General features: G+C 37.3%; 26 protein-coding genes, 3 pseudogenes and 1 riboswitch. Of the genes and pseudogenes, 22 read left to right on the forward strand and 7 right to left on the reverse strand.

Going from position 1 to position 26,482, the window contains the following annotated elements; genetic code table 11:
- Positions 1-191: 191 nt before the first annotated feature.
- Entirely contained in the window at positions 192-506 is a 315-nt protein-coding gene (gene trxA / locus D1953_RS16690) for a thioredoxin (protein WP_119118299.1), read from the reverse strand.
- Positions 507-1,195: 689 nt separating this feature from the next.
- Here trxA and D1953_RS22005 point away from each other — a divergent pair.
- Positions 1,196-1,330 (forward strand): hypothetical protein, encoded by a 135-nt coding sequence (locus D1953_RS22005; RefSeq protein ID WP_281271570.1) that lies wholly within the window; start codon positions 1,196-1,198, stop codon positions 1,328-1,330.
- On the opposite strand, the gene D1953_RS22100 is transcribed toward D1953_RS22005, so the two are convergent.
- The 4 genes from D1953_RS22100 to D1953_RS16700 form a co-directional block, all read right to left on the reverse strand.
- On the reverse strand, positions 1,285-1,413 hold the full coding sequence (locus tag D1953_RS22100) for a hypothetical protein (protein WP_286676500.1): 129 nt from the start codon (positions 1,411-1,413) through the stop codon (positions 1,285-1,287). The genes D1953_RS22005 and D1953_RS22100 overlap by 46 nt on opposite strands.
- Positions 1,414-1,540: 127 nt before the next feature.
- Positions 1,541-1,951 (reverse strand): Ger(x)C family spore germination C-terminal domain-containing protein, encoded by a 411-nt coding sequence (locus D1953_RS16695; protein ID WP_182480655.1) that lies wholly within the window; start codon positions 1,949-1,951, stop codon positions 1,541-1,543.
- On the reverse strand, positions 1,902-2,246 hold the full coding sequence (locus tag D1953_RS21415) for a Ger(x)C family spore germination protein (protein WP_182480656.1): 345 nt from the start codon (positions 2,244-2,246) through the stop codon (positions 1,902-1,904). Before D1953_RS21415 ends, D1953_RS16695 begins: the two co-directional genes overlap by 50 nt.
- A gap of 16 nt (positions 2,247-2,262) precedes the next feature.
- Positions 2,263-2,529, reverse strand: coding sequence for a Ger(x)C family spore germination protein (locus D1953_RS16700; RefSeq protein ID WP_119118301.1), 267 nt, complete (start codon positions 2,527-2,529; stop codon positions 2,263-2,265).
- Between the two features lie 250 nt (positions 2,530-2,779).
- On the opposite strand from D1953_RS16700, the gene spxA reads away from it, so the two are divergent.
- From spxA to D1953_RS16760, 11 genes and pseudogenes are all read left to right on the forward strand, one after another.
- Positions 2,780-3,175, forward strand: coding sequence for a transcriptional regulator SpxA (spxA, locus tag D1953_RS16705; protein WP_119118302.1), 396 nt, complete (start codon positions 2,780-2,782; stop codon positions 3,173-3,175).
- A gap of 27 nt (positions 3,176-3,202) precedes the next feature.
- Positions 3,203-3,337 carry a BA3454 family stress response protein gene (locus tag D1953_RS16710; RefSeq protein WP_119118303.1) on the forward strand — a complete coding sequence of 45 codons (135 nt, stop codon included), beginning with the start codon at positions 3,203-3,205 and terminating at the stop codon, positions 3,335-3,337.
- A gap of 261 nt (positions 3,338-3,598) precedes the next feature.
- The gene (locus D1953_RS16715) at positions 3,599-4,027 is read left to right on the forward strand and encodes an RrF2 family transcriptional regulator (RefSeq protein WP_119118304.1); all 429 of its coding nucleotides are present in this window, start codon (positions 3,599-3,601) and stop codon (positions 4,025-4,027) included.
- Between the two features lie 146 nt (positions 4,028-4,173).
- The gene (locus D1953_RS16720) at positions 4,174-4,509 is read left to right on the forward strand and encodes an IDEAL domain-containing protein (protein ID WP_119118305.1); all 336 of its coding nucleotides are present in this window, start codon (positions 4,174-4,176) and stop codon (positions 4,507-4,509) included.
- 120 nt (positions 4,510-4,629) lie between these two features.
- The gene (locus D1953_RS16725) at positions 4,630-5,064 is read left to right on the forward strand and encodes an OsmC family protein (RefSeq protein WP_119118306.1); all 435 of its coding nucleotides are present in this window, start codon (positions 4,630-4,632) and stop codon (positions 5,062-5,064) included.
- Positions 5,065-5,158: 94 nt separating this feature from the next.
- A pseudogene (locus D1953_RS16730) lies at positions 5,159-5,505 on the forward strand (aminotransferase class V-fold PLP-dependent enzyme); the annotation flags it as partial.
- 34 nt (positions 5,506-5,539) lie between these two features.
- Complete coding sequence (gene mnmA / locus D1953_RS16735) at positions 5,540-6,688, forward strand: tRNA 2-thiouridine(34) synthase MnmA (protein ID WP_119118307.1); 1,149 nt, start codon at positions 5,540-5,542, stop codon at positions 6,686-6,688.
- Positions 6,689-7,207: 519 nt separating this feature from the next.
- Positions 7,208-7,739 (forward strand): annotated as a pseudogene (locus D1953_RS16740) (IS110 family transposase); the annotation flags it as partial.
- An 89-nt stretch (positions 7,740-7,828) separates the two neighbouring features.
- Positions 7,829-9,358, forward strand: coding sequence for a spore germination protein (locus tag D1953_RS16750; protein WP_119118310.1), 1,530 nt, complete (start codon positions 7,829-7,831; stop codon positions 9,356-9,358).
- 26 nt (positions 9,359-9,384) lie between these two features.
- Positions 9,385-10,461, forward strand: coding sequence for a Ger(x)C family spore germination protein (locus D1953_RS16755; RefSeq protein ID WP_119118311.1), 1,077 nt, complete (start codon positions 9,385-9,387; stop codon positions 10,459-10,461).
- A 31-nt stretch (positions 10,462-10,492) separates the two neighbouring features.
- Positions 10,493-11,581, forward strand: a complete 1,089-nt coding sequence (locus D1953_RS16760; RefSeq protein ID WP_119118312.1) for a GerAB/ArcD/ProY family transporter — start codon at positions 10,493-10,495, stop codon at positions 11,579-11,581.
- 142 nt (positions 11,582-11,723) lie between these two features.
- On the opposite strand, the pseudogene D1953_RS16765 reads toward D1953_RS16760, so the two are convergent.
- Positions 11,724-12,007: pseudogene (locus tag D1953_RS16765) on the reverse strand (aldo/keto reductase); the annotation flags it as partial.
- 31 nt (positions 12,008-12,038) lie between these two features.
- Between D1953_RS16765 and D1953_RS16770 the strand changes: the two are divergent.
- Positions 12,039-12,326, forward strand: a complete 288-nt coding sequence (locus tag D1953_RS16770; RefSeq protein WP_119118313.1) for a hypothetical protein — start codon at positions 12,039-12,041, stop codon at positions 12,324-12,326.
- A 348-nt stretch (positions 12,327-12,674) separates the two neighbouring features.
- Here the strand turns inward: D1953_RS16770 and D1953_RS16775 are convergent, their stop codons facing one another.
- Positions 12,675-12,911, reverse strand: a complete 237-nt coding sequence (locus D1953_RS16775; protein ID WP_119118314.1) for a hypothetical protein — start codon at positions 12,909-12,911, stop codon at positions 12,675-12,677.
- Positions 12,912-13,151: 240 nt separating this feature from the next.
- Positions 13,152-13,253: riboswitch (purine riboswitch) on the forward strand.
- A gap of 223 nt (positions 13,254-13,476) precedes the next feature.
- Here D1953_RS16775 and D1953_RS16780 point away from each other — a divergent pair.
- The 9 genes from D1953_RS16780 (at position 13,477) to D1953_RS16820 (ending at position 26,475) form a co-directional block, all read left to right on the forward strand.
- The gene (locus tag D1953_RS16780; RefSeq protein ID WP_119118315.1) at positions 13,477-14,796 is read left to right on the forward strand and encodes an aromatic amino acid transport family protein; all 1,320 of its coding nucleotides are present in this window, start codon (positions 13,477-13,479) and stop codon (positions 14,794-14,796) included.
- A 650-nt stretch (positions 14,797-15,446) separates the two neighbouring features.
- Complete coding sequence (locus D1953_RS16785) at positions 15,447-17,201, forward strand: alkaline phosphatase D family protein (RefSeq protein ID WP_119118316.1); 1,755 nt, start codon at positions 15,447-15,449, stop codon at positions 17,199-17,201.
- Positions 17,202-17,296: 95 nt separating this feature from the next.
- Positions 17,297-17,503, forward strand: coding sequence for a twin-arginine translocase TatA/TatE family subunit (locus D1953_RS16790; protein WP_119118317.1), 207 nt, complete (start codon positions 17,297-17,299; stop codon positions 17,501-17,503).
- A gap of 247 nt (positions 17,504-17,750) precedes the next feature.
- Positions 17,751-18,512 carry a twin-arginine translocase subunit TatC gene (gene tatC / locus D1953_RS16795; RefSeq protein WP_119118318.1) on the forward strand — a complete coding sequence of 254 codons (762 nt, stop codon included), beginning with the start codon at positions 17,751-17,753 and terminating at the stop codon, positions 18,510-18,512.
- Between the two features lie 616 nt (positions 18,513-19,128).
- Positions 19,129-20,022 (forward strand): phosphogluconate dehydrogenase (NAD(+)-dependent, decarboxylating), encoded by an 894-nt coding sequence (gene gnd, locus D1953_RS16800; RefSeq protein ID WP_119118319.1) that lies wholly within the window; start codon positions 19,129-19,131, stop codon positions 20,020-20,022.
- Between the two features lie 610 nt (positions 20,023-20,632).
- On the forward strand, positions 20,633-21,964 hold the full coding sequence (locus D1953_RS16805; protein WP_119118320.1) for a GntP family permease: 1,332 nt from the start codon (positions 20,633-20,635) through the stop codon (positions 21,962-21,964).
- A 147-nt stretch (positions 21,965-22,111) separates the two neighbouring features.
- A complete protein-coding gene (gntK, locus tag D1953_RS16810) occupies positions 22,112-23,656 on the forward strand; it encodes a gluconokinase (RefSeq protein WP_119118321.1) in 1,545 nt (514 codons plus the stop codon).
- Between the two features lie 618 nt (positions 23,657-24,274).
- Positions 24,275-25,420, forward strand: a complete 1,146-nt coding sequence (locus tag D1953_RS16815) for an acyl-CoA dehydrogenase family protein (RefSeq protein WP_119118322.1) — start codon at positions 24,275-24,277, stop codon at positions 25,418-25,420.
- Entirely contained in the window at positions 25,417-26,475 is a 1,059-nt protein-coding gene (locus D1953_RS16820; protein ID WP_119118323.1) for an acyl-CoA dehydrogenase family protein, read from the forward strand. Before D1953_RS16815 ends, D1953_RS16820 begins: the two co-directional genes overlap by 4 nt.
- Positions 26,476-26,482 lie beyond the last annotated feature (7 nt).

The raw sequence follows: 26,482 nt of genomic DNA on the forward strand, positions 1-26,482 counted from the left end.
TTTTTACCTGTGGCTGTTAACAATTTCAGCTAAAATTTTAGCGAGCTGTGCAAGTTCTAGTGTATTGCGAAAAGCATCAGCTGGAAAACTTCCAACGTGCAATCGGTGAAAGGTCTAGCAATGAGAATGGTATATCAAATACTTTTTTGTATGCATAGATATAGATTCATCCTCTTTCTAAAAAGTCTGTATTACATATGCTTTGAGATTATTTCTGTCAAAGCTTCTTTTGGATAGAACCCGATAACCTTATCTACAGCCACTCCGTCTTTGAAAAGAATCAACGTTGGAATGCTCATGACTCCAAATTTTCCTACTGTTCCTGCGTTTTCATCTACATTAAGCTTGATAATTCTAACTTTGTCACCCATCTCACCATCGATTTCCTCCAATACAGGTGCAATCATTTTACAAGGACCACACCATGGTGCCCAAAAATCCACTAAAACTAATCCCTCTTTAATTTCAGTGCTAAATGTTTGATCTGTTACGTGTGAGATAGCCATTATTATATCCTCCAATTCATTCTTATAATTTTCTAAAAGTATTTTTTAATGTTTACACAAAATACAAAATTACCCCCTTTAATGTAATGAAAAAAGTTACAGTTTGTTTGTCGTGGAACACACTGTAATAAAATAGTTTACAGTATAGACATTAAGAAGCAATGGTCTGGTAAATGTCCCTAACAAACTAAATTATAAAAGCCACTTTTCAAATTGATTGCTTCCTATTCAAAAGGAATTACTGTGATTTTAATATTTACAGTTTATGAAGTCAAGAAAAATTAACTCGATATTCTCAAATTCCACTATAGTGGGTATAAACCGATGAAAAGTTCTCATCGCATTTTTCGTTTTTCACCTGAAGCAGATTTTTGTTTATTTTGTTTATGATAATATACGAAAGTATCTGACTTTGCTAATGCCTCTTATTTCACCTGCGACGGTATTTTTGTGGTTGTGCTATTTCCGATAGATCTGGTTGAGGAGGGGATTAGTGATCTTAGGTTCGAAAACTACTAAGGTAAAAATAATATATTTAAAATGAAAGAAGTGAAGGTTTTGATTAGATATAAATGTCTCCATTGTGTAAGTCTTAATAGAAGTTTACGCGAAAATTTTATGTTTAAAAGAAATACCTCGTCCTAATTTTGATTTTCAAGGTGCATGAAATAGGGGGACAGCACCGCCACTTGATAGTCGAGCCAGATTCACAGACGATTCGTCAATATGAAAGCGTATCGGACATAGAAGGTCACTTTTCATTTAAAGTTGAGAACTATTATGACACTTCTTTTGAAGATAACAAGATGTCCATGGCGGAATGATTAAAAAGCGGCAATAAATGATCCCATTGGGCAAATTCTAAGGAAAAGAAATTAAGGGGAGTTAAAATAATAAAAAGAATCACCGTTCTTCAAAAACAAATGCCAGTAATTACTCGGAATCCGCTTGAAACCGTATAATAGATAAGTACTAGAAATGGGACGCTGATTTGCAAGTGGCCTTATGGGGGATCCAAATGTACGCACTTATTTTCAAACAGTCGACATTTCTGTGGAAGTTTGAATTTCATGCTGCCCTACCCCATCCATTGAAAGATAAAAAAGGAAATAATTATGCGAAAATTTTATTTGTAATAACTTTTCTGAATAGTTGTTCTTTTCGGATATTATTGATGATTGCGGTTCATATCTAACCTGAGCATTAAGCGTTAAATCAATTAGGATACGAGGACTAGGCTTGTTGGTTTCAACGGTGTAGGTTGTTTTGGAAGCAAGATTTCTCAACAATAAGCTAATCTTTTGATTGTTAACTTTTATTTTGACCTTACAGTTTCCATTTCCAGAATGCTGCTGCAATAGCAGTTTTAAAATAAATGCCTGTCTCATATTAATTTTATGGACATACTGCCCATGTCTTAACAAAGCTAAACCGTAAATCTTCAATTGACCTTTCTTCAATGATGATATAAGGTAAATAGCCATCCCTTTCTTCAGTATAAAAATGATTTAAAAGTACATTCAGGTTCATTTTGGGTAGATTGCCTTTTTCAATATTGTGATTGATTTTTTCACTTATATGAAATGGAAGCTGGACTTTTTCACTTGACGTTAAAATCTCTTGAGCCGAAGGATTGGCTATATCGATCTGCATACGACTCCCGGCAGTCGGGTCTTTACTGAGACTTATTAAAGCTTCAGCGACTCCTTTTTTTGCAAAATGTTTATCGAACAAAACCAAGTCTAATTTTCCAATTTCAACCGGCTAAGCGTTCCAATCTTTGAAGGATGTCCTCAAACGTAGTGGAAAAAGTTTTGAAATCTTTTAATACGGTTTTCCCTTTTTCCTTGAAGAGAGGATAGATCACCATTCCTTCGATTTTGTCTCTTTTCTTATCATAAGCTAGTGTATCAATGATTTGAATTTTATCGATAATTCGGTCATTACCACACCCTGATAATAGAACAAGAATGAACACAGCTTCGAGGAAAAGGGTTTTATTTTTTCCTTTTTCCTTTTTCATTCATTAACGTCACTTCTCTTCTGTCAGAATCAAACTTATTATTTAATTATGTTTTCCATCCCTTTCATTATTATCCAGTATCTCATTCAAGAGGCTAGTTTAAGTACAGTAATTTTTAAAAGTTACAAACTCTAATGCGTTCTGATACCTAATCCATAAATTTACAGTTGACTTCACTAACTGTAATGTTTAAATTTACAGTATAGCCGATAGGAAATGAGCTGAATAATATGAAGGAGTGTGTATAAGTATGGTTAATCTGTATATGACACCAAGTTGTACTTCTTGCCGAAAAGCAAAAGCTTGGCTTGAAGAACATCATATTGAGTATATTGAAAGAAACATATTATCCAATCCCCTTACAGTCGATGAGATTAAATCAATTCTTCGCTTGACTGAAGATGGGACTAATGACATTGTTTCAACTAAATCAAAAACATTCCAGGAATTAAATGTAAATATTGAATCTCTTCCGCTTAATGAATTTTATAAATTAATAATCAAGTACCCTCAAATGTTGCGCCGGCCAATTATCCAAGACGAAAAAAGATTACAGGTTGGATATAACGAGGAAGATATCCGCAGTTTTTTGCCTCGAAGACTTCGCACATTTTCGAACGTCGAATGGAAAAAAGTGGCCAATTAATATTATTTCGGAAGGAGGAAGAAAGTGATGATTGAAGTATTCGTTACAGTTAATTATAAAGATAAAAATTATCAAACCAATGTCATTGTAAATAAAGAAATGACATTGGAAAAAATAAAACAGTTAGCAGAAGAACAAGTTATAAAACAATGGGATTTTTAAACTTACTTATACAAAAATTTCAAAACACGCAAATTTATTTACGCACCTTTAAGGAAGAGAACGTGATTCGTAAAGCTTACAGGACGCCTGGAATTCCTTATTCATGGTTAAGAGTTGATACAACACTTCTAATTAGATACTTGACAAGAAAAACTGTAATGTTTATTATTACACTATGTTGATTGATTTTAAAAAAAGATGCAGAAGCTATATGTAAAGCAAAAAGCTGATTAGCTGTGTTGATTTCTAAGGAGGCAGGCCATGAATAGTGATTTTACACTTGCCGTTCATAGTTTAACTTATCTTGCGTTGCAACCGGACCGTATGTCAACAAGTGATTGTATCTCAGAGAGTGCTGGTGTCCACCCAGTACGCATTCGTAAAGTGCTAAGCTTGTTAAAAAAACATGGATTTATAAAATCAAAAGAAGGAACCGGCGGCGGATTTATTTTTACTCTAGAGCTAAGTGAAGTTAATCTTTGGGATATATATATGTTAACCTCTGAAGGTGCTTTGCAGCCTAGGTGTCCTGATTCAAATGAACAGTGTATTGTGGGAGCGAATATGAAAAGAGTATTATTTACAATTTTCTTAGGTGCGGAAGAACATTTGGGTGAATATTTAAAGAACTATACAATTAAAGAAGTTGTCGATCTTGTAAATCAAGAACAAAATAGCGGCTGTGACTGATGGCCGTAAACTTCTTTTTATTAAATGTAATAAAAAATATTACAGATTCATCTAGGTGATATATCCCCGATGACTGTAGCTTAAAAAAAGGTTCTTTCTTGATTACATTCATAAAATACAAAAATAACTTAAGAAGGTGAAAAAGGATGTTGACGAATGGTAATTCCGTTTTGAAAACAGGTGATTGGATTAAGGGAAAATCAGGGGATGGGGAATTAATAATTGGTTATATTGAGTCACAGAGTATTCTGGATGGAGTTGTTAAAGTAACGGTTGCTACGAGTGACAATCGTAAAACGCTTGGCAAAACAATTCCGATTTTAAGTAAAAATGTTAGGAAACTGCCACTTTCTAAGGCGGTAAACAAGCAACAAATTCTATTTCTAATAGACTTGGCATTATCAACGGGGGATGAAGCATGGTTTATTGAGCTTTCTTCCAAGTTAAACTCAATCAATCAGCTTGTTGATGGGGTACATTAAAACTTATACAAATTATATATAGATTTTTTAAATTAAATTACAACGTGTTTGGAAATATTCATTTTTCGTGAAAAATTTGCGATTATCCAATATATTTTTACTTTTTGAGGAGTGTTAAACATGGCTAATATGAAAGTAAATGTGAACGCTGTTTGGAATGACGGAGTAAAAGGGAATGGAACGCTTAATGCAAACTTCCTTGAAACAAAAATTGCAATACCTGCATCCATAGGAGGAAGCGGGGATGGAGCAAATCCAAAAGAGATACTTGTTTCATCTGTGACAACTTGTTATACAGCAACTCTTGTGTTTGTGCTCGAAAGTAGAAAGTTACCTGTAGTGGAGCTTACGGTGGATTCTGAGGCCAACATTGCTGATAATGAGTTTAAAATTACGCATTATCCACATATTGTTTTATCTTCTGATGCAAATCAAGAACAGATCGAATCAGCACAAAGAGCTGCAGAAGCGGCAGAAAAGGGATGCGAAGTGGGAAATCTATTGAAAAAAGCAGATGTAAAAATTGAGGTTCAAGCCAAAGTTTCCGCTAAGTAAAGCATTGACCTGAATATTTAAATAATTTGTTAGCGTAGAGGGGCAGGCAAAAAAGGGAGCTTTGGATTCGAATTAGGGATGCCATTAAAGATGTGAAGTTACCTATTTGCCAGTAGATGAAACAGGCAGAATTCGTTTAGATGATTTTAAGGCTGCTTTAAGGGATGATACAATTCTCGTTTCTGTCATGTATGGCAACAATGAAGTCGGAACACTACAGCCAATTGCAGAAATTGGCCAGATACTGGCAGAACATCAGGCCTTTTTTCATACGGATGCGGTTCAGCTTGTACAGCAGGATCAGTTGAACCTTCACATGTGATTGTGGCAATGTTTGGGAAAGATTCAGAGCGTTTGATCAATTCCATTCGGTTTAGTTTTGGTTTCAACACGACAGATGAACAGATTGTCGAAGCTGCCCATGAAACCGCAAGCATTGTGTGTGAGGCGCTTAAGAAAATAAATCTTTTAAAGTATGTTTACACGGAAAGTCGAGGTGATAGAATTGGCAACAAAGGATCCAAAAAATATAAGAGTTGTTGTTGGAATGTCTGGTGGTGTGGACTCATCGGTTGCAGCCCTTCTTTTAAAACAGCAAGGCTATGATGTTATCGGTATTTTTATGAAAAACTGGGACGATACAGATGAAAATGGAGTTTGTACGGCTACTGAAGATTACGATGATGTCATTCGCGTCTGCAATCAAATAGGAATTCCATACTATGCTGTTAATTTTGAAAAACAATATTGGGACCAGGTTTTTACTTATTTTTTAGAGGAATATAAAGCTGGCCGAACACCTAATCCAGACGTCATGTGTAACAAAGAAATTAAATTTAAAGCCTTTTTAGAGCATGCGATTAACCTTGGAGCTGACTATGTGGCAACAGGTCATTATGCTCGGGTTGTTTATCGTGATGGGGAATATAAAATGCTTCGGGGGATTGATCAAAATAAGGACCAGACCTATTTTCTTAACCAATTATCACAGGAACAGCTCAGCAAAGTACTGTTCCCGATAGGTGAACTTGAGAAATCCAAAGTTCGTGAAATTGCCATGGAAGCAGGCCTTGCGACTGCAACGAAAAAAGACAGTACCGGAATTTGCTTCATTGGCGAGCGGAATTTTAAAGATTTCTTAAGCAATTATCTTCCTGCTAAAAATGGGAAGATGGAAACCTTTGATGGTGAAGTTAAGGGTACGCATGATGGATTAATGTATTATACTATTGGCCAGCGCCATGGACTGGGAATTGGCGGTTCAGGTGAACCCTGGTTTGCGATCGGAAAAGATTTAAAGCGTAATGTTCTTTATGTTGGACAAGGGTTTCATCATGAAAAACTATATTCTGATTCCATTATTGCCGACGAAGTCAGCTGGGTATCCAATATAGAGAAACCACAGGAATTTGAATGCACAGCTAAATTCCGTTATCGTCAAGAAAATCATAAAGTGACTGTCCGCCTTTTGGAAAATGATCAAGTACAGGTGCTTTTCCATCAGCCAATAAAAGCGATTACACCGGGACAATCGGCTGTATTCTATCAAGGAGAAGAATGCCTTGGCGGTGGCACGATTAAAAAAGTATTCAAAAATGGTGAAAGACTTACCTATGTTGGGTGATACTGGGGGGCTGACTCAAAAGGTCGTTAAAGACGACTTTATTGAGTCAGTTTTTTTCTTTCATTCGAATTTTATATATTTTTGGATATTTGGAATGATATAGAGATGGGCCCTCCTCTTTTATTTCGTTAATTTCGTTGTTTTTTGAGTAGTTGTTTCCCACTTTTTCAATTATGGCAATACAAATAAGACCCCATTTTTGGAAAGGCCTAAACAGTATGGTATAAACAATCAAAAAGCTGATTCTTATGTAGTTCGGGGTAATATGGTTGATTTTAAACTGAGCATAAAATAAGAATTATATGCATTTAATATGGGATTTAGCTGCAAAGTTCGAAGAAGAAGTGGACTATATTTCAAAGTTAATACATAGAAAAAAAGAATCAAAACTAAAATTATCAATCTTATTCTTGAAGAATATTTGAATAAGAGTTGCTCGATTAAAAGATCAGGTAAAGGAGTGTGCGGGTATAGAAGGGTTGACACAAGAAGAATTTATAATAATAAAAAGTTTAAAAGATTGTTAACCCTTTAGTCTCTTATCGGGCAAAGAGTTCAAGTTTTAGAAAGGTAAAGACAGATATAATTGATACCAATCATCTCTGCGGGATGTATTACAAAGAGGATTTGGAACCTTATAAAAAACGCGGAATCCAGCTCTTGAACCTTCGAAACCTGACCAGGCAGCACAAAAATATTACGGGGATATATGTGCAAACAAAACTGCAATTCCAAGCCGTCTTGGATCAAGTGTTTCCAGTATATAGAGGAGTTTTTTGGGACTTATATTCTGTTGTCTCTCTCTCCTCACCTTACTTGAATTTCCTACATCTCAAAGTCTCTTGGAAGCAGGCGAATAACACAATAAAAAAGTTATGTCCAAGGAGCTCCATCAATGTGGGCTAATACAAAAGCAATAGCCCTTTTAGCTGACGCAAGCCAAAATCCCTTTAGGGAAAATCTGTACCAAAGCCATATTTTAAGCATGGAAATGTATATAAAAATGCTTCTGGAATACCAAAAGCATCTATCCAAATTTGAAGAAGAGATAGTAAACTTTTTAGTCAAAAAGTATATTTGAATATAAATTTCACCATAATATAGATAACCATGAGTGGCTCTAAGTGATGAGGTGATTATATGTCCTTTAAACAACGGTTCTTTAAAAAAAAAATTGAGAAACAAGCAATAGGTCCTCAAGATATTAACCATTTATTTACTAAAGCAAAAAAATCCAGTGATTTTAGGCAACTTTCACTTATAAATAAAACAGGACATTTCATCCTTTCTTACTACAACACACTAATTGATCTAGAACAATTTCAGTGCAAAGTATTATATGCTTTTCAAGAACCGTCTTTTAATATTGGTCACATCAAGAACATTGAGGATATTAGGAATACGATTCCCATTGAAGATATTTTGATTACAGACAACATCGAAGTGATCGAATCGAAATTCCTTAAAGGGTATGCTATTCTGCAAATGAAAGAAAATGATTATAAGTGTGCTTTAATTAATTTAGCCAATGACAAAGTTGGGTTGCGTGAGCAAAATAACGTTGAAAATGAGTTCAGCGTCATAGGACCTCAAATCGGATTTGTTGAAAATGTCGATATCAATATACATTTACTAAGGCAGCAAATCAGTACACCTAATTTAATTATCCAAGACATTCACATAGGGTCTATGTCACATACTAAAGTCATCATCGCTTATATTGAAGGGATTACAAATGAGCAGCATATTCAAACGATGACTCAACGATTACAAAATATCGATTTTGATGTGGTTTTTGATTCCTCTCAGCTTCATCAAATCATAACCGATAATTCCTTAACACCTTTTCCGCTACTTCTATCCACGGAACGTATTGATAGAACGGTCTTTGCTTTGATTAGCGGACAAGTAGCTGTTTTTAGTAATGGATCGGCTTATGCCGTCACGGGCCCCTCCACATTACTGGATTTTTTTGTTTCGCCTGAAGATTACTATTTACCTTGGATTATTGCGTCTTTTTTTCGTTTGATACGTATCTTTAGTGTGTTTTTCTCAGTTTTTGCAACCTCTATATACATAGCTGTTTTGACATATCACTATGAAATGATTCCAAGAGTGTTACTCGGTCCCCTTATCTTTTCACGTAATAACGTTCCGTTTACACCGTTATTAGAAGTACTTTTTTTGGAATTGACGATTGAACTTTTACGTGAAGCTGGAGCACGGTTACCTACTAAGGTGGGACAAACGCTGGGAATCGTAGGTGGCATCGTAATAGGCCAGGCCTCTGTTGAAGCAGCACTTACAAGCAATGTGTTGCTTATTATTGTTGCCCTATCTGCTTTGGCTTCTTTTACTACACCGATTTATAAAATGTCGAACACCATACGCTTTTTACGTTTTCCTTTGATTATATTAGCATCCATATGGGGCGGATTAGGGATTGTTTTAGGAATAAGCTTTTTGATCGTTCATCTGACACGTTTAGAATCATTAGGTACACCCTATACCGTTCCCTTATATCCATTTAGGCGTAAAGATTTTGCGGATAGCATTATACGTTCGTCCTATAATGCCACTTCAAAAAGACCAAGTTATTTACGACCTCGATCACTTTGGAGATATCATCCAAGTGACCAGATCAAAAAGAAAAACGATTTTGATGATTGATCAGAAAATAATAGACGAGGTGAGGTATGAACTCACGTTTTTTCTTTGCGGTTAGCTTCATTGTGTTCCTAACTGGGTGCGAGAATGAAAGGACTATTGATCAAGTTCAGATTATCGAATCGATTGGTTATGATCAGCATGAGGATGAAATCAAGGGTACGGCTATCTATCCTACGTTCAAAGAAAAAGGACAAACCAAATTAAATATCTTGACGACAAAATCTCCTTCGTATGATGATATCCTCCCGAGATTGAATACAAAGTCTGCGCATTCAATCGAAATAGGCCAATTACGTTTAGTATTGTTCGGCAAGAAGTTTGCGGAACAAGGGATTAATCCGGTTATAGAAAGCCTTAAACGGGATCCGATTGTGGGAAGTCGAGTGCAGCTGGGTATAGCCGAACATACAGCAGAAGATATATTAATATCAGGTGAACATACAAACTTTCCTTTCCATTTAAGCGAAAAAATTAATCAGAATATACAGAATGGAAAGTTGCCCAAAATGAATTTACACCTATTTTTGGAAAATTTTTACGATAAAGGTAAAGATCCGTATTTGCCTTACTTTACCATAGAGGAGGGAAGAGCCCACATTAATGGATTAGCTTTATTTAAGAATGGCAAGTATATAAATCATATTAGTTTAAATCAGTCATTTATTGTAAAAATGCTAATTGATGGAGCCAAAAATGGACGCTATTACATCAAAATCAATGAAAATAAAAAGGATGGTTTTATTTCATTGAAAAATCTGGATGCAAAAGCTCATTATACAATTAGTCAAATCGGTCAAGTTCCGAACATATCTATCGATTTAACGATGAATACTCAGATAAAAGATGTCCCGCCTTGGCTTAATGTAACCGTAAATAAAGATATCCTAAAAATAGAAAATGTTTTGAATAAACACTTTAATGAAGAAGTCCAGCAATTAATCTCGTTGTTTCAAGAATACCAAGTAGATCCAATCGGGTTTGGAGAAATGGTTAGAGCAAAATCAAGAAAGTGGAATTATAGCCGGTTTCAGGATATGTATCCACATCTTAAAACTACAGTCAATACAAAGGTGAATATTATACAAATAGGTGTCGGAGAGTAAGGATTTCATTTTTGAAGAGGAGGGGAATAATGTGCAAACTTTAACCGATGAACGATTTTTAGTATCTCCTTTTTTCGTTTTCTTTCTGATTTACTCTAATATTATTGGTGTGGGAATCCTGAGTTTTCAAAGAGATATTATAAAGAGTGCCGGTTACGATGCATGGATTTCCGTCCTATTATCCGGTATAAGCATTCATGTTTTAGTTTGGATGATATATCGTATTCTTACAATTGCTAATAACGATATCATTTATATCCATCAATTTTGCTTTGGGAAATGGATTGGCGGGTTATTAAACGTTTTTATCATCATCTATTTTTTTGTAGTGGGATTGATTGTTTTCCGTGCTTATATTGATGTTGTTCAAGCTTGGATGTTTCCTTTAATGAAGACATGGCAAATAAGCGTGATTTTTCTATTCCTTCTTTATTACATTGTTTCCAGTGGGTTTCGTGTGATTACCGGGATGTGTTTCTGGGGAACAGTTATACCTTTTGTTTTTCTGTTTCCTCTTTTAGTCTTTTCCTTAGAATTTGCCCAATTCAATCATTTACTGCCTCTTTTTAATCACTCGGTTAATGAAATATTAGGATCATCTAAAAAGATGGTGTTTCAGTTTCTTGGCTTTGAGACTCTACTCATGTTCTATCCATTTATCAAGAATCCTGAAAAATCAAAAAAATGGGCTCATTTCGGGGTTTTGTTTACAATCTTCCTATACCTTTCCATAACAATCATTACTTTTGTTTTCTTTAATGAAGAGCATCTCAAACATACGATTTGGCCGACCTTAACTTTACTTAAAATTGCGGAAATGCCTTTCATAGAAAGAGTTGAATATATTGTCGTTTCCTTATTGTTCCTTGTCGTATTGCCTCATATTTGCCAGCATCTATGGGCAGTCTGCCGCGGACTCAAAAAGTTAGTAAATATCAAACAACGTATCAGCTTATTCATTTGCCTCTTTTTATTCTTTTTGTTCTCTAATGTATTAGAGAGCCATAAACAGATAGAACGATTAGTTGATTTATACTCATCTGTCGGCTTCTATTTTATATATTTGTATGTCCCTTTTCTCTTTTTAACGATTAACATTAAACAAAAATTAACTAAATAGCGTTTTGATGCCAAAATACTTAGATAAGGATATTAAATTTCCCCGATAAAAAAACTGTATGGAATAAATTCTACACAGTTTTTTTGAAATTCCTATTAGATTGTCAGCAACTCCAACAAGAGTCCTTTTTTAAAGTGAATTTTCATATAATATCCAATGGCATTTTCCTAGTAGGTTTAGGAAATACTTGATCAATTCTACTGAGATCTTCTTCAGTAAACTCAATTGTTGCTGCTTCAGCATTTGCTAAAACATGTTCATCTTGAACCGCTTTTGGAATAGCGATGACGTTATTCGAACGGATGGTCCAAGCAATAGCGATTTGTAATGGTTGGACATTGTATTTGTCAGCAATATCATGAATAGTGGATTGTTTAAAAGCTGTCTTCTTAAAGAGCCTCCTTGAGCAAGGGGACTGTAGGCCAAAGAGTGGCTTACAGGGGCGGCTTATAGTCTTTTGGAGAAGATATCAGCCATTCCCGGTCATAACAGCGAAGGTGAATTAGACCCGGCCAGGATTGTAAAATGGGTTCAAAAGGTTCGTGAGTCGGCAATAGAGCTTGGCTGTGGAACAGGTGGGGACGACGAGAGGAAGTTGACCGAAAAGTACGAGAATTGGGTCAAAGCACTCGAATTTAGTTATCCAAGAGTCGCGGGAATCCTAAGTAATATGGCTAAATCCTATTTGGATGATGCTGTAAGAGAAGATCTTAGAGCTGGTGTAACAAAACGTTTGATGGAGTAGGTTTTACAAGAAAACTATAAATCAGTTGGTCCATGATTTTGTGGGTATTTGAGCTACGAGATAAAGGAGGACAATGAAAGGGGGATTTTTGTCCTCTGATTTGTCCTCGGCTTATTTTAATATTATTGCTTTTTATTAAGTTAAATGGAGCCCAAATCTTTATATAAGGTTAATATTTAAAAGGTATTTCTCCTTATTCAATACAAAAATGAATGGGCGGCATGATGTAATCTGCCCGGAAATCCTCTTGTAAGTAAAGGTTTCCTAGCTAGAAAAATGTGAAATGATAAAGTAATGTATATAATTTTAGGCTTCTCATTAATTGGTACAAATTGATGAGAAGCCTTTTTATTTTTTGGTTACATGCACAGTTTGGGACCCTAAAAGTCTCCCGTGCTGGGTATACATAAAATTAGCCGGGACAACATGTTCTCTAGATACTATCTTTCTGTATTCTTTTGTAAAAAGGAGCTGTACATCTTCTGGCAGCTGTTTTTTAATTGTTCCGAATAATAAACGAAATGATCTGTATCCCTCGTATAAAGTGCCGTCAAAATCAGAAATGACTAATTCCGCGTTTTCCATTATACCTCTTTCCATTGTTGCCTTCGTTATTTTCCTAAAAAGTTATCCACTAGTATATTTTCAACATAAAAAGGCCTAAAAATATATAGGGACTTAATGGTTAGTCAGGATAATATTTCGAGATGATGATTTTATTAAAAATTCACACTACTCGCACAATTACCGAACATTATGTTTAGTTAGGTAGGAAAATATTCGTGTTTTATTGACGGTTGGGATTTCTGGTGTTACTATGTGTTAGTAAAAATTAAATACGGTTCTCGTATAATCCTGGGAATATGGCCCAAAAGTTTCTACCAAGCTACCATAAATAGCTTGACTACGAGATTGTGTATATAAGTATGGAGATAAATTCATTTTTTATCCCCATTATCTACCTATCTGAAGTCGAGCTCCGGTGTATCTTGGGGCTTTTTTATTTTTTTACAAGTGACTATTTTAATATGAATATATTAGGAGGGTTATTTCAATAAAAAAAGGTAGTAAGAATATAGTAATTCACTTTTCAGGAATGGTTTAAGCCTTAAAAAGAGGCCTAAGAATAGGATACAAGGAGGAATTACCGATGCATGGGAATACTGCTAAAAAAATAGAATTACATGCTGAAGATACTGCAGTAATAAATGAAAAATATCTAGATCCCGAAAAATGGCATAAGCAAGATACTACCTGGGCATTGAGCCTCTTTGGAACAGCAATCGGAGCAGGAGTACTCTTTTTACCTATTAATGCAGGTTCAGGAGGTTTATTATCATTACTGTTAATTACCATACTTGCATTTCCTATAATGTATTATTCGCATAGGGCACTTGCTAAAATAATATACGCTTCCAATTCTGCTGAAGAGGGGATTACAGGTACGATAAGAGAGTATTTTGGAAAAAAGGCAAGTATAATTTTTAATATCGTATATTTCTTCTCCATTTACACAATAGTGCTGATGTATTCGGTTGCACTTACAAATACAGCAAGTAGTTTCATCGTGAATCAATTGCACATGAAAGAGCCTCCAAGGGCCATTCTATCGCTTGTATTAGTACTCGGTCTTATAGTTATATTGAATTTTGGTCAAGATATCACTGTAAAGATAATGAGTATGCTAGTCTATCCTTTCATAGCTTCTCTGCTTTTTATCGCAATATCTTTGATTCCACAGTGGAATACGTCAATGCTTAGTTTTTCAAGTGTTTCAACTGTTACAACAGGAACAGGATATTTCGGAATGATATGGATTATACTACCGATCATAGTATTCTCGTTTAATCACTCTCCTATAATATCGTCATTTGTTATGAAACAGAGAGCAACCTATGGAATAGAAGCTACTGACGCCAAAAGTGCTCAAATACAAAAAGTTTGTTATATAATGACATTCTCAGTTGTTATATTCTTTGTTTGGAGCAGTGTCTTGAGTTTGACTCCAAATGATCTTGTAATGGCAAAAGAACAGAACTTGTCAATATTATCATATCTTGCTAATGAGCTTAATTCGCCTATTATTACTATGGCAGCTCCTATCATTGCTTTTGTGGCCATAACAAAGTCCTTCCTTGGCCATTATGTGGGAGCATACGAGGTAATGCGTGACATGATTATCGAGTATAGTAAAGCACGCGGAAAAGATGTAAAAGAAAAAACAGTTAAGACAATGATCCTTGTTTTTGTCGTATTAACATGCTGGTATGTTGCTTATGCAAATCCAAGTATTCTTGGACTCATTGATACCCTCAGTGGTCCGCTAGTTGCTGCTATCCTATGTGTATTACCAATGTATACAATCCGTAAAGTACCTGTACTAGCTAAATACAGAGGGAAAATGAGTAATGTGTTTGTCATTGTTGTAGGTGTACTCACTGTCCTAGCAAGTATTAAAGCATTTTTCTAATTCACTATTGTTGTATAAATAGCGTCGTAGTTTTCAAGTATGAAGATTGTCAAGACTTTCTTTTCATCCAATTTACTTTTTCTGGAAAATAAGCAGCTGTGTACTGCTGAATGTACGTTGAAAAATGCTAACATGTTGCTAACGCAATCAAGTGGAAAAAGGTGAACTTTCGTTAAAGATGTTACACCTCATATTCAGAAAAAACTTGATATACCGCACTTTCTGCACACAACGTTAACGATATTACACATTCTCATCTTACGGGCGGCATGATGTAATATCCGCTTATGACACGAAAAGATTTACTCTATTTGGAGTAGATCTTTTTTGTATGATTTCTTTAGTAATGATTTAGCACTAGTGAAACGGATGGAAAGCATTCCAGTTTGTAAATTTCCTTTGAAGAAAACATTAAAAAAAACAGGAAAAAAAGACTGCCAATAATCGGGGGAAATTCCCGTTGAACAGCAAGTTGGTTACCTGTTTTTGTGAAAAATATCCTCTTATAAGCTGAAAGCCCAATCTACTATTTTATTATCCTTTACTATCAGGCTAACTCCTTTATTTACAAATCTTCACAGTCAATTAACAAATATTCACTATAATCAACGTCGTGGTTAAGAAATTCAATCCGAGAGGAGAAAAGAATCATGACGAATGAGAGATCTTTGGACGAATTAGTGAGAAAGTTTACTCAAGAAAATTTGAACAAGAATGTTGACCGTCGCAGCTTCCTTCAAGGTGCAGGAAAGGTTGCGGGATTGTCCCTGGGACTGGCTATCGCAAATTCAATGGGGGGATTTAAGGTAGAGGCTGCTCCGGTTTTCAAGGAATATCCTTTTACGCTTGGTGTCGCCTCTGGTGATCCGTTATCTGACAGTGTTGTATTGTGGACAAGGCTGGCTCCGGATCCGTTAAACGGCGGGGGAATGTCGTCTCATATCGTTCCGGTCCAATGGGAGCTCGCGACCGATGAAAACTTCCGCAACATCATTCAACGGGGAACAGAACATGCCTCCCCAAACCTTGCACACTCTGTCCACCTTGAAGTAAGCGGTCTGAAGGCGAATACCGTATATTATTACCGTTTCAAGAGCGGAAATGAACTTAGCCCTGTTGGAAGAACAAAAACCCTTCCAGCGCCTGGCGCCAGCGTAGCCAGCATGACGTTTGCTTTTGCTTCCTGCCAGCAGTTTGAGCACGGCTATTATACGGCGTACAAGCATATGGCAAAAGAGGATCTTGATCTAGTGTTCCATCTCGGAGATTACATATATGAATACGGTACAAACGAATATCTATCGCCAACAGGCAATGTGCGTGCTCATCGTGGCGATGAAATCATTACGATTGAAGATTATCGCAACCGCTATGCCCAGTATCGTTCAGATGAACATCTTAGGGCTGCACACGCTTCTTTCCCGTGGATCGTGACTTGGGATGACCATGAAGTAGAGAACAACTATGCCAATGTTATTCCTGAAAAAGACCAATCTGTTGAAGAATTTATCAAGCGCCGTGCCGCTGCTTACCAGGCCTATTACGAGCATATGCCGCTGCGCAAGTCTTCATTGCCTCACGATGGCGGCATGCAATTATACCGTGATTTCAGCTACGGTGATTTGGCAAATTTCTATGTTCTTGACACTCGTCAATACCGTGATGATCAAGCAAATGGAGATGGATCGAAAGCACATACAGCGGAATCCTTGGATCCAAACCGGACTCTTCTCGGGCCAGAGCAGGAAAAATGGCTGCTCGATAATCTGGGAAACTCGAAATCTCAATGGAATGTCCTTGCCCAGCAAATTTTCTTTGCAGAGCGTAAATCAGGATCCAGCACAGCACCAAAATTCAGCATGGATTCCTGGGACGGTTATCCGGCCGCACGCCAGCATATTACCAACTTTGTTGCCGGCAGAGACATCAACAACATAATTGTTCTAACTGGAGATGTCCATGCAAGTTGGGCTTCGAACCTGACGACTGATTACAACAATCCGGAGGCCCCCATTTTTGGAGCGGAGTTTGTCGGAACCTCAATCACATCAGGAGGAGATGGCTCAGATGTGCGTGCAGATACGGCGAAAACTTTATCGGACAACCCGCACATCAAATTCTTTAATAATTACCGCGGTTACGTTCGCTGCCAGGTCACTCCGGAACAATGGCGTGCCGATTATCGTGTTGTTCCATTCGTGACCAAGCCTGGAGCCGATATCTCCACAAGAGCATCATTTGTTTTTCAAAAAAATCAGCAAGGTCTGAAGGAAGTAGCTACTACTACGGTGCCTATGGGTGTCCAAATGTCTAGTGAAGTGGAAGAAGACCGTCATCGTGCCCATGACCGCGCGCATCAGAAGCAAATGGAGAAAAAAAGCAAACGCGAAGCAGTTTCTAATTAAACTTAAGCAGAACATGAAGGAACAGGGGAAATGGCAGAAAGAACGCTGCAATACCAATTAACTGCCATTTTCTTAAGAAAGGGAGGTGAACCTAAATGCTTTCCAATATTGGTATTCCAGGGTTAATTTTAGTACTCGTTATCGCTCTTATTATTTTCGGACCTTCCAAGCTGCCGGAAATCGGCCGTGCATTTGGCCGTACATTAACCGAATTTAAAAGTGCTGCAAAGGAATTAGTATCTGATGATAACAAAGAGGAGGCGAAAAGGCCTGAGTTAACCGCTTTGAAAAAGGAAAATTAATAGAAAGAGAGCTGGCGGCGCCGCCCGTCCGCTCTCTTTCTTTGGATAATATGAAAGTATAAATTTTGATTTTGAGAATTGTCCAGTTCCAGCGCCCTAGCGGCTAATGTCCTTCGCTCTCCGCCCTACGATAAGTCAACATCGAACGGCTTGAGCTCTTCGTGTTTCCTTTATTCCGGTTGTGGAGATCCTCAGGCGATATGCCGCTGACTAGGGAGCTTGCGCTTTTCAAAAGGAGGCTTCTGGAATGAAAAACAAAGAGCAGAATCTGGCTGATCATTTAGAGGAGCTTCGCCGGCGAATCATTTTGACGTTACTCGCATTTATTGCTTTTCTAATCATCAGTTTTATTTTTGTCCAAGATATTTATCAGTGGCTCATAAGGGATCTTAATGGGAAACTGGCCATCCTTGGTCCAAGTGACATCCTTTGGGTTTACATGATGATTGCTGCAGTATTTGCAATCGCAGCAACTATTCCGGTCGCTGCTTACCAGACTTGGCGCTTTGTAGCACCGGCGCTGAATCCTGAAGAAAGTAAGGTTACTTTAAGGTTTATTCCAGGACTATTCCTGTTGTTTATTTTAGGGATTTCATTTGGATATTTCGTGCTGTTTCCAATTGTGCTCGGATTTTTAACCACTCTGTCAGCAGGGCAATTTGAAACGATGTTTACGGCTGAAAAATATTTCAGATTCATGATTAACCTTACATTGCCGTTTGGGTTTCTGTTTGAAATGCCGCTCATTGTCATGTTTTTAACGAGACTGGGGATTCTTAATCCAATTAGGCTGGCCAAGGCGAGGAGGATTTCGTATTTTTGCCTGATTGTTATATCCGTTCTAATCACTCCCCCGGATTTAATTTCCGATGTTCTGGTGATTGTGCCATTGCTTGTGCTTTATGAAGTAAGTGTATCTCTCTCCAGGATTGTTTACAGAAAAAAATTGCTGCAGGAAGCAGCCTTGGAGAACCACGGCGTGGCAGAGAGTGGCCAGTCCTACTCATGATGGTGGTTTCAACTGTTACAACAGGAACAGGATATTTCGGAATGATAGGGATGGTACTACCAATCATAGTATTCTCGGTGTACGTTGAAAAATGCTAGCATGTTGCTAACATTTCTCTCCTTAAATTAGAGGTTTCTTATGAGTTGCGCAAACTTATGAGAAGCCTCTTTTTTTACGTGCAGATAGACGTTTTTTTCTATTTATCAAAATTTGGACAAGTAGACGGAGTCATAAGGTATTGGGGGAAATGAGTGAAATCTTTGCGGGGCTTAATGCTGAATTCTGGTTGCACGGCATGGTGTAATCTGCCCATAAATTCAAATCCTTGACAGACTTAAGGATTTTTGTGTAGGATGAAAAAGCTATATGCTAACATCTTGCTCAAATTTAGAAGGTTTCTCGATAATTTTCGAATTGACGGGAAGCCTTCTTTCTGTTTGGCTTGAGGAAAGTAGACAGAACGGTGTTTCTCCCGCAATTTTGGACAGTAAATCTGTCCCTTTACCCCCCTGACGGTAAGTAAGTGCTTCTACATTAAGAATAAGCAAATAGAAAAAGTGGATAATACAATTTAGTGGTAAATAAAAATATGCAGGTTTTAGAGGTGAATAAAAATATGCAAGTCGGATTAATCGGTTTAGGGAAAATGGGATTGAATTTAGGTCAAAATATGTTAGATCACAATCATTCAGTTGTTGCATATGATTTAAATCCAAAGGCAGTAGAAGAAATGAATAAATTAGGAGCTCAAGCAACATCTAATTTAGAAGAATTAGTACAGTCATTAGCAAAACCTAGAGTAATATGGATGATGGTTCCACACACTGTCGTAGATTCCGTTCTAAGTGATATTACTCCATTGTTGGAAAAAGGCGATATTGTGATTGAAGCAGGTAATTCCCATTATAAAGAATCCATTCGTCGATACAATGAATTAAAGGAAATAGGGGTTCGCTTTATGGATGCTGGAACTTCAGGCGGAATGGAAGGAGCTCGTCATGGAGCTTGTTACATGATTGGCGGTGACCAAGAAGCTTGGGAAGTTGTTGAACCGCTTTTCCGTGATACAGCTGTAGAAAATGGCTATTTATATGGAGGGAAAATTGGCAGCGGACATTTCTTAAAGATGATTCATAATGGTATTGAATACGGCATGATGGCTGCCATTGGCGAAGGCTTTGAGGTATTAGAAAAAAGTGAATTCGACTTTGACTATGAGAAGGTAGCGAGAGTTTGGAATAATGGATCCGTTATTCGTTCATGGTTAATGGAGTTAACGGAGAACGCCTTTTCTAAAGATGCGAAGCTTGATGGAATTAAAGGAGTCATGCATTCATCAGGTGAAGCAAAATGGACACTTGAGACAGCTTTAGATTTGCAAACATCAATACCTGTGATTGCTCTGTCACTACTATCCCGTTATCGTTCTTTAGATACAGATACTTTTAATGGAAAAGTAGTAGCTGCTTTACGTAATGAATTTGGCGGGCACGCAGTGGAAAAAGCCTGAGAAACAAGGTACAAGAATTTACGAAATAGTTAAAGGTAAATACAGATGATAGTTCTGAAGATAATATTTAATTTTTGATGAAAGTTTCGGTATGCTAACGTCTAGGGTTTTTAAAGTAATTTTGCAAGAGTTGGTGTAACAAGGGTGAGGAAGAATGATAGTCTCTTTTGGTTATGCAAATGTACGTTTACTTGTATAACAGAGTGAAGTTGATTATTTATCCGAATTTGAAAAAGTAGCGCACAACATGCTACATAACTAAAAGAGGCCGGGGTCTAATTATTTAGGATGGTTCCCCCCTCTTTGCGTGAATCAAGTGAACTCCATCTAATTGTATTAAACCATGTTGACGGTAGTGTACCAAATAGAATTGTCGGGTTAACTGAATATACATAGCGCAATCGTTTGCTTCTCCGAAAAAGCATATAGAATCAGTAGCTTACTTATAGGGGGGAATCCATTTGATTAACCTGGTATGGCGATATACTAAGAAAAATATACTCGTTCTACTTGAAAGCCAGGTTATGAAACGGAAAAAAGGGGCTTTATTAAAATGTTTAACAAAATAACATACTGTTTGGATTTTATTTATTAGAGGAGGCATCTTTTTATGGACGCATATCTGTTAATCATAACACTGCTATCCATTGTAATCGTGATACTAGGTGTTTCTTGGCTTAAATGGCATGCATTTATTAGTTTAACTATTGCTAGTTTATTCTTAGCTATTATGTCCGGAATGCCTTGGGAAAAAATTGTAACTGCTTATGAAACAGGAGTCGGCGGAACTTTAGGCCACTTAGTTGGCATTTTAGCATTAGGAACTATTTTAGGTAAGATGCTTTCAGAGTCTGGAGCTGGACTGCAGATAGCCAATTATTTTGTAAAGATTTTTGGTGAAAAAAGATTGCCTTGGGCTATGTTTCTTTCTGGGTTTGTTATTGGAATACCGGTATTTTTTGAGGTGGGGATCTTAATTTTATTACCGTTAGTGATTTCCATTCAAAAAGCAACAAAGCAAAACATCTTATTAATTGGGTTACCTGCTATAGCGGGTTTATCCATCGTACATGGTCTTGTACCGCCACATCCAGGTGCGGTAGCTGCGATTGGTATATACGGTGCTGACCTTGGAAAAGTTTTACTATATTCATTGATTATTGCGATTCCTGCTGGAATTATTGGTGGTCCTCTGTTTGCAAAGTGGACAAATAATCGAGTCATTCCCCAAGGAGAGCCTGAACTTGTTAAAATAGAAGAAACAACAAATAAACATTCTATACCTGGTACTGGAATTTCATTTCTAGCCATTTTAATGCCTGTTATTCTAATGATATTAGGTACTGCTGCACCTTTCATGGGATTTTCGGCTACTGTAGAAAAGTTTCTTACCTTTATAGGCAGTCCACTTATTGCACTGCTCATTTCTTGTTTCCTAGCCTTTTACTTTCTCGGTTTCCGTCAAGGAATGGATAGAAAAACTATTAAAAAATTCACTGAGGAGTGTATTCTTCCGGTTGGTTCAATTCTTTTAATTATTGGTGCTGGCGGAGCATTCAAACAAATCTTGATTGACAGTGGCGTAGGAGAAACAATTGGTAACTTATCTGAAAGTTTAGCGCTATCTCCGCTTGTTTTAGCCTTTTTTATTGCTGGTCTTATTCGAATTGCGACAGGTTCAGCTACAGTTGCTTTAACAACTGCCGCTGGAATTGTATCTCCTATTATTGCAAATATGTCTGGTGTCAACTTGGAGCTACTCGTTATTGTCACAGGTGCGGGGTCACTTATGGTTTCACATGTTAATGACGCTGGATTCTGGATGGTGAAGGAATACTTAGGGTTAACGATTAATGAAACGTTTAAAACCTGGACTGTATTAGAAACGATTTTATCATTTGTTGCTTTTGCCGGTGCATTAATCTTGAATATGTTTATTTGATGTATGAGTGGAAATAAGCTTAAAATATAAGTTGTTCTGTTACTTACTAGTACTATTAAAAACTAATCTAAACTTACAAAAGAAAAAGCTAAATTTTAAAGAAAAGAAAGTTTTTGAAATTGTTGTAGAAAGGGAAAGGATTAATCTATGGAGCATTCATCCTATTACTTAGGTGTTGACATCGGGACAACAAGCACAAAGGCAGTTTTATTTGGTGATAAAGGAACCGTTATTAGTACGCACCATTCAGGATATCCACTTTTTAGCCCATCACCGTCTGTCGCGGAACAAGATCCTGATGAAATTTTTCGTGCAGTAAAAGAAGCGATTAAAGGAGCACTCCGTAAAGGTTCCGTTGCTCCATCCCAACTAGAACTAGTTTCTTTCAGTGCGGCGATGCATAGTGTGATTGCCATTGATGACAATGGGAATCCTTTGACCCATTGCATTACTTGGGCCGACAGCAGGGCTACATCATGGGCTGAAAAGATTAAAAATGAGCTGAATGGTCTTGAGATTTACAGAAGAACTGGTACTCCAATTCACCCAATGTCGCCTCTTGCTAAAATTGCTTGGTTAAGAACTGATTACCCTGAAGTCTTTAATAAAACAAGCAAATTTATCGGTATAAAGGAATATGTTTTTTATAAATTTTTCGATCGATATGTTGTGGATTATTCTATTGCTTCTGCTACAGGCATGTTCAATTTAGAACAGCTAACATGGGATAAAGAAGCTTTACAGGTTGCCGGTATTACTGAAGAGCAGCTATCAGACCTAGTCCCAACTACTTTTACGTTAACTGGGCTGAAACAGGAATTTGCAAATGAACTTGGACTTTCCTCCCAAACACCTTTTGTTATAGGAGCCAGTGATGGTGTTCTATCAAATCTAGGTGTAAATGCAATTGAACCTGGGGTTGTGGCTGTAACAATTGGAACGAGCGGAGCCATCCGAGCTGTTACTAATAAACCTGTTACCGATCCGAAGGGAAGAATTTTTTGTTATGCCTTAACAGAAAATCATTGGGTGGTTGGAGGTCCTGTCAATAATGGTGGTATGGCGTTCAGATGGGTGCGGGATGAGCTTGCTTCTTCCGAAGTTGAAACAGCAAAACGCCTTGGAATGGACTCTTACGAAGTATTAACAAAAATTGCGACTCGTGTTTCACCTGGTTCAGACGGGCTGATTTTCCATCCTTATTTAGCTGGAGAAAGAGCGCCGCTTTGGAATGCCAATGCAAGGGGTTCCTTCTTCGGATTAGGTCTGCATCATAAAAAAGAGCACATGGTTCGGGCTGTTTTAGAAGGAGTCATTTTAAATCTCTATTCTGTTATGTTAGCTCTACAGGAAATGATTGGGGTACCAACTAAAATCCAAGCTACGGGAGGATTTGCTAGATCTGAGTTATGGCGTCAAATGATGGCGGATATCTTTAATCAAGAAGTAACTGTTCCTGAAAGTTTTGAGAGCTCTTGTTTAGGTGCTATCATCCTAGGGATGTATGCTCTAGGGAAGATTGAAGATTTTTCTATTGTATCAGAGTGGGTTGGTTCTACTCATGCCCATCAACCTATTGATGAAAATGTAGATATTTACCAAGATTTAATTGCCATTTATATTCGTGTTTTTCGTGCACTTGAAAGTGAATATGAAGCCATTGCTGGTTTCCAACATAAGTGGATGAAATAAGAAGTTATAAAAATAAGTTAAAGATTGAAATATTAAAGTATTAACAAACCTTATACATTTATGAACATAAGGTTTGTTAAGAACTGAAAAAAATTTTTTCGGTTGATTAAACATATAAAGATAGTAAATATAAAGCCTATATCTATGATTACCCAATAATCATAGATATAGGCTGTTTTTAATATGGAGTTACCTCAAATCATCTTTAGGTATATTGATTAATTGACAGATGGTTGTTAAATAGAGCTAGAAGAACCTAATTATTGTTAGTTAGGGAATAAAGACTCAATTGTAATAGTAAAGGATAATTTGTTAAAGAAAAGACTACTTTCTAGAAACAGGAGGTAGTCTTTTCTTTTTGTTAAAGTATTCTTTCATAAAGAGTTCAACAATGAATTGAAAGAAAGCTGCTGTTTATGAGGAGAAAGTAAATGCTTTAAAACTTAGGTAATTAAGGCATGCTCACTTATAGTCAGTCACTCTTTTATCCGATTTTGCTTTGTTTAAAAATAAAAAATTCCAAAAATTTAAATAAAATGTTTGACTTGGATTATTTTTACAGTATACAATACACATATAGAATAACACTTACCGATTAACGGTAAAAGGAGGATATTCATGTTTAGTCTACCGACAGTTCAATTTACTGATGAGCAAGAACAGTTTCGTTTAGAAGTACGAGCGTTTTTACAGGAGCATTTAGCTAAAGGGACATTTAAAACAAAATGTGATTCATGGTTAAGTGGTAGTGACCCTGCCTTTTCAAAGTTGATTGGAGAACAGGGATGGATTGGGTTAACATGGCCTAAAAAATATGGTGGTCAGGAACGCAGTACAATTGACCGTTACATTTTAACAGAGGAGTTTTTAGCTGTGGGTGCCCCTGTAGCGGCACATTGGTTTGCGGATCGACAAACAGGACCGCTTTTAATGCGCTTTGGTACAGAGGAGCAACGTGAGTTTTTCTTACCGAAAATCGTTAAAGGGGAATGCTATTTTGGTATTGGTTTAAGTGAGCCGAACAGCGGATCGGATTTAGCATCTGTTAAAACACGTGCTGAAAAGGTAGATGGCGGCTGGATTATAAATGGTTCTAAAACATGGACGAGCAACGCGCATGATGCACACTATGCGGTGACGCTTATACGGACTGAGCCGCTTGGTGAGAAAAAGCATGATGGGTTAAGTCAGTTAATTATCGATTTACATGCAGAGGGCGTTACGATTGTGCCGATTAAGTATTTAACGGGTGAGCATCATTTTAACGAAGTCTTTTTTGATAACGTTTTTGTTCCGGATAATATGGTTGTAGGCACTCTTGGAAATGGATGGAAACAAGGGTTGGCCGAACTAGCATTTGAGCGAAGCGGCCCAGAGCGTATTTTAAGTACATTCCCATTACTTGATGAGTTAATCGCTGGGCTGAAGAGACAAGGCGATGCAGCCGGTATGAAGGAGGCGTCAAAAGTACTTTCTCGCTTATGGGGACTGCGTAACTTATCTATCGGGGTTGCGAAGGTCCTTGAAGAGGGTGGAGAGGTCGCCATTCCTGCAGCGCTTGTCAAAAGTATAGGTACGAAGTTTGAGCAAAGCATTCCTGAGATTACACGCTTACTCGTGCGTACATATCCACGTCTTGAGGCTGAGCGCAGAATTGATCGTTTTATGGCTGAATCAACATTACACGCACCAGGCTTTACAATTCGCGGTGGTACATCAGAAGTGTTATATGGCATGGTAGCGAAAGGGGTTGTTGGACAATGAGCGAAATGAAAGAAATGATTGTAAATGTTGTCGAGAAGATTTTTAAAGATAAAGTGGACAAGGAAAAAGTGGATGTAGTAGAAGAAGGAAAATGGGCTGAGGATGTATGGCAAGTTCTTCAGGATAATGAAATGCTGGCGGTAGCTGTATCAGAAGAAAACGGAGGTGCAGGTGGTGATTTAGACGATTTACTAAATTTATATCGTTTAATTGGGAAATATGCTGTACCAATTCCGTTTGTAGAAACGACATTTGCCAACGTTCTACTAGAAAAGACTGGGCTTAACGTTACTCAGGAAAAAGCCACTTATGCCGTTGAAGAACAACTGAACGTATCCATTGACAATGGAACAGTATCAGGAACAATCGTTAATGTTCCATGGGCAAGGTATGTCGATGAATTAGTTGTTGTTGCTGCTGGTACATCGGGACTTGAACTTGTTCAAGTATCACTGAAAGATGCAGCTATTTCTCCGAATATGAATCTAGCGTGCGAACCGCGTGATACCGTGACATTAGTCCATGCACCTGTCCAGCAACAAACAAAGATTACAAATGAGCAGTTAGAGTATTTTATTGCCCTTGAATCTGCTGCAAAATCGGCTGCGATGTCTGGTGCGATTGACAAGGCCTATGAGTTAACTGTGCGTTATACAAAAGAGCGTGAACAGTTTGGCCGTCCTATTCATCGCTTCCAATTAGTACAGCAACATTTAGCAAACTTAGCAGGAGAAGCTGTTATTACAAGCTCAGCAATAGATAATATGATTGCTTCTATTGCTCAAAAATGTTTACAAAATGAAGTGGCTTATACGCGGATTCGTATAGAGGAAGCAGCAAAAATTGTTGCAGCATCTGCACACCAAGTACATGCTGCTATAGGTGTAACACATGAACATAGCTTACATCAATATACTCGCAGACTTTGGTCTTGGCGTGAAGAAGGTGCAGGAGAGGCTTATTGGACGAAGCAGTTAGCGAATCGTTTAATGGAAGTAGAAGACGATAGTTTATGGGGATATTTAACAAGAACAGAAAAAGTCTTTCAATTATAAGGAGGGA

It is taken from the genome of Peribacillus asahii, assembly GCF_003570725.1.
In the GTDB taxonomy this organism is placed as follows: domain Bacteria; phylum Bacillota; class Bacilli; order Bacillales; family DSM-1321; genus Peribacillus; species Peribacillus asahii.